The sequence below is a fragment of the Pseudomonas sp. 1176_21 genome, assembly GCF_052850635.1.
Genome location: NZ_VXCV01000023.1, coordinates 1 through 4,833, shown reverse-complemented (window position 1 = coordinate 4,833; position 4,833 = coordinate 1). Strand labels below are relative to the sequence as shown.

Sequence of the window (4,833 nt, the reverse complement as noted above, 5' to 3'; positions counted from 1 at the left end):
GCCGCGTACTTTGCCAAGGAGTACGGCTGAAGTACGCCTTTATCAAGCAGCGCGCGGGCGACTATTCGATTCGACGGCTTTGCCTGACGCTGAAAATCCATCCCAGCGGCTATTACGCCTGGCTGTCTGAGCCGCAATCTGTACGCGCCAAAGACGACCAGCGACTGCTGGGTTTGATCAAGCATTCCTGGCTGGAGAGCGGCGGCGTTTATGGCTATCGCAAAATCCACGACGATCTGCGCGAGGTCGGTGAGGATTGTGGTCGTCATCGTGTGGCGAGGCTGATGCGTCTTGAAGGGCTGCGCTCTCAGACAGGTTATCGACGCCGCCCTGGAAAGTACGGCGGTAAGCCAGCGGTCGTCTCACCCAATTTGCTGAAGCGCCAGTTCGATGTTGTGGAACCCAACAAGGTTTGGGTAACCGACATCACGTACATTCGTACGTATGAAGGCTGGTTGTATTTGGCGGTGGTACTAGATCTGTTTTCTCGGCAGGTCGTTGGCTGGTCAATGAAGTCGCAGATGACCAGTGATTTGGCTATTGATGCGTTGTTGATGGCGGTTTGGAGGCGTAAACCGAAGCAAGAGGTGATGGTTCATTCCGACCAAGGCAGCCAGTACAGCAGCTCCGATTGGCGCAGCTTTTTGAAGGCAAACAATTTGGTTGCCAGCATGAGTCGCCGAGGCAACTGTCATGACAACGCCGTGGCCGAGAGCTTTTTCCAGCTTCTGAAACGGGAACGGATCAAGCGAAAAATCTATACCACGCGGGAAGATGCTCGGAGTGATGTGTTCGATTACATCGAGATGTTCTACAACGTAAAACGCCGCCATGGTTTCAACAATCAGCTATCACCGGTAGAGTTTGAAAAGCGTTACGCAATGAGCTTGCAAGGTGTCTAGAGAATCCGGGGCGATTCAGGGTAGGCCAACCTCGCATTGTGTACCTCAGAGCGATAGTCCCATTAACTCAAGGAAGATTATGTCCAAGATCAAGTTGCCCCCAGAATCCGAAGTCGTGTCCTGGCTACAGCACCTCATTGAAAAGGAGGAACTGCTTGAGTCAATCCAAGGGCAAGAAGCTATCACCTCTATAACGAACTCGGCAGAACAGGAGTGTTTTCTTCCATCTTTTGGTATTGATTACATCTCTCGACGTGCTTCAGCAGAGGCGGCAGAGCATGTGCTGGGTCGTTTGAGCTTGCTGGAAATCGTCTCGATCAACACAAGTATCTCAATGACCACAGGAGAGGTGCTGCGCCCAGACATACTCTGTTTCAATGCTGAGACGAAGACGCTCGTAGTTTTTGAGGTCAAAAGAGCCAGCGAAACGGAGCGACAGACTGTAACGGAGCTGGCCGGCTATGAGCAGGAACTCCGAAATATGCTCCCGTTTTTGGGCAATTTCGACGTTTGTTTTGTAGTAGTCGCGGCAGAGTGGTCGACGCTTTTGGTGCACGCCGTTGGCAGCATGAACGCATGGTCGGGTAAGCAGTGTCTGGCACTGAAGTTGACCAGCGATGATTCAGGGTTTGGACTCCTAGCGCACCTGCCGGAGGCTTGGCATCTGACTGGTAGTACCAATCTGCCAGTCGAAGCGCTCCCATCGATTGATCTCTATCTGGCTTATAAAGGGATCGATGATCCCGAAAGCATCCACGAACATACCGACTACGATACTGAAAATGAAAGCGAAGAGCGCTGGCCTCCGAGAATAGTACTAACCGCCATGGATTTGATCGCTCGGGAAGGAGACAGAGCAGGCTCGCATGGCTTTATGATGCTCTGGCGTGACGTTAATGGCTTTGGCCGCGGTCGATGGTGCATTACCCTAACTGCCATTGACCCTTACGCAATGCACGCCTGGTGCCGTGATCATGGCCTGCCGCAGAGGGAGTCCGAGGCTGCGTCTTTCCTGGAAAATCGAAGGGATGACCTCCTAGGCCAGACCCCGCAGACGGTGTACGACATTGCTAAATCTGCATTTCCTCTGCTGAAAGAGCATTTCGATCCTGAGTTTGGCGGCGATTACCATTGGCAGTTAAAGGTTCGTCAGTATAGAAATCGAGTCGTGCCTACTCGGTTCGATTTCTGGGGCAGTATTGGGCAACATGCCCGAGAATTCATTTCTAACCCGTCCGTTCGCAATAACTACATGCCATTCGTTGCTCTCAATCAGCTGGATTGGACTGATCCTGCAGTTGCGATGACTTTAGTAGCCAACCTCTCGCTCGGTGCACCGTTCCCTAGGGGTGTTATCAAATGCAGCGATGCTTTTTTAGCTGGCCGAGTACTTGGGGATCTAGCCGTCGCCGCCTTCAACGCTGCTCCTGACAAAGAACATGCCGCGAGGATTGAGCCCATGGTCGAATGGGCTCAATTGGAGGCGCTGCGCTTTGCGATTGAGATGAAGCAAATGTACGACATCACTGAGGAAGTCGTGACGCCAATGCCGATGCTGTCCAATGAGCCTTCTAAGCGGTTGAAGGCCACAGAAGACCTTGCCCAGTGGGTGCGGACGGATCTGATAAGTAAACGTCATCCCTTTCACCAGGCGTGCTTCGACCTTGGTTACCGTCATGCGTTGCTCTTCAACCTGCTCAGTGAGCAAGCCATTGATCGCCTCAGCCCGGACGATCCGAGGGCAGCTGCTCGTATCGTGCGTAGCATCCTCAAGGGGGTGCTATCACGTGTGGAGGATAGTCAGGGCAAGATGTTTCAATCTCCGGGCTTCCTCGAATTCATGGCATTCCTAGAACCGCATTTAAGCTCTGGCATAGATCTTGGAAATGATGAAGCAGTAAGCGCGGTAATTGACGCCATTGCTGATAGAGAACTTCTCTCGGGCTTCTGTGGGGCCATTGTCAGAGGGGTAGATTCAATTATCCCGGTTGTTCTCCACACGACACGCCCCCCTTTTCCTGCAAGGGTGGATTGGGAGTGGCTCAAGTCTGGGATCAAGGCGCTATTTGAAAATGGGGATCATTGTCCTGCTGTAATCTTTAGCCAGGACGGGATGGTGGGCACTGGCCGTTTGGTCCCCCCCTTTAGGCTCGTTTCTCCCATCAGCGATCCTGAGGTGGAGGTCTACATCGTCGATGAGTCGGCTGCGAAGATCATCGCCATTAAAATGACGTGGGATGAGGTGAAGGACTTTCACGCAAAGCGAAGTCAGGGTTATTAATCTGACCCGCGTATCGTTGAGCGTCATATGAGCTGGTGAGATCGCTCATCAGTTCTACAAAAAGAAACTTGAAAAATATCAGATTGACTAAGTGATTGATTTTATATGGTTAAAACGGATTTAACAGTTACCTGAGCTCCAGAACTTGTGTGTGGTTACCAGTTTTGAAGCTGGGAGCAGGCCTCGGTATTCAGCATCGCCGGAAATGCCCCAGCGGCGACGCAAGCGAACTGCGATCCAGTCGTCCAGAGCAGCAAGGCATCGAGCGTGGGTAAGGTACACATTGCGCGGTCGGCAGCCCTTAGTTATGTCTGCGCGTAGATACACCTCGGGCTTGATGGCTCCGCTGGGGCACAGCACGTCTGCAACCTCCAGCAAGGCCAGTTCGGTGACGCGAATGCCTGTGGTGTGTGTGAGCCACAACAGCATCACGTCGCGTTCTGGTAGACGGCCAGTTACTGATGCAACGCGGATCAGGTGCTTGAATTGTCCAGGGCGAAGGGATGTTGCGCGGCGGATAGGGGCAGTCATGGGGCTCTCTGTCAGGATTGGTGAAGAATCGCGGACGATCCTGAGAGAGTTGGTGATAGGTTCTTTGCGAAGCCTACCACCAGCGTTCATGCGGTGTTCACGGAAAATCGGATTCCACACGCTGAGCCACACCTGCCTCACCGGTCGCTACACACAGAAATCCGAATAGCCGTTTTAGGTACGTCGCTGACTCTACCTAAACGTGCTCATGGAGACTTGGGCTCTGGGCGACGATGTGTAGTGGTCAACTGATCCCGGACACTGAATTGAGTTTTTCCTCTGCGACCGCAGGCGGTAGCCCTTCGTTGAATTGATGCGGTCGCCACCAGTTGTACCGCTCCATCAAAAACCGACTGGTATCTTGCTGTGCCAGCACAGCGCTCATGTAGCCCACCGTCGGTATCCATTCAGTCTTCAGGCTGCGAAATAGCCGCTCCATCGGCGCGTTGTCGTGGCAGTTGCCGCGCCGACTCATGCTCTGCGTGAAGCGGTATCTCCATAGTCTCTGGCGGAAACTCCGGCTGCCGTATTGGCTGCCCTGGTCGCTGTGAAACAGCACATTCTGAGGCCGGCCACGCTGCTCATAGGCCATATCCAATGCCTTGATCACCAGGTCGGCATCAGGCTTGGCTGAGAACGCCCAACCAACAACACGCCGGGCACAAAGGTCGATGACAGTCGCCAGATAGTGCCATTGGCCTTCAGCCCAGACGTACGTAATGTCACCGCACCAGACTTTGTTCGGGGATGCCACGCTGAACCCGCGATCAAGCACGTTCGGGATATCAGGCCGCTCCACGGTAGCCTTTTTGTAGGCATGGGAGCCCGGCTGTTTGCTGATCAAGTTCAGCTCGCGCATCAACCTACGTACCTTGAATCACCCGATCTGCATGCCGTCCTCTTTCATCATCAGCATGATGCTCCGGCTGCCCGCAGCGCTTCGGCTTTGCGTAAACAACTCGTTCACGCGGCTACGCAAGACTACTCGTTCGGCATCCAGATACCGACGTTTCCGGCAGTACGCGTAGTAGCAAGATCGGGTGACATCAAATACCGAGCACAACAGATCAACAGGCTCTTGAGCCCGCAGTTGATCGATTAACGCGAACGCTCGTGTTC

General features: G+C 53.5%; 3 protein-coding genes and 1 pseudogene. 2 read left to right on the top strand and 2 right to left on the bottom strand.

From position 1 onward, the window contains the following. The coding region (locus FW760_RS25855; RefSeq protein ID WP_446444099.1) for an IS3 family transposase at positions 1–902 on the top strand (902 nt) is incomplete at its 5' end. A 79-nt stretch (positions 903–981) separates the two neighbouring features. Next, positions 982–3,183 carry a hypothetical protein gene (locus FW760_RS25850; RefSeq protein WP_116052256.1) on the top strand — a complete coding sequence of 734 codons (2,202 nt, stop codon included), beginning with the start codon at positions 982–984 and terminating at the stop codon, positions 3,181–3,183. A gap of 120 nt (positions 3,184–3,303) precedes the next feature. On the opposite strand, the gene FW760_RS25845 is transcribed toward FW760_RS25850, so the two are convergent. Further along, complete coding sequence (locus tag FW760_RS25845) at positions 3,304–3,714, bottom strand: integrase (protein WP_446444098.1); 411 nt, start codon at positions 3,712–3,714, stop codon at positions 3,304–3,306. 244 nt (positions 3,715–3,958) lie between these two features. Further along, positions 3,959–4,833: pseudogene (locus FW760_RS25840) on the bottom strand (IS3 family transposase); the annotation flags it as partial.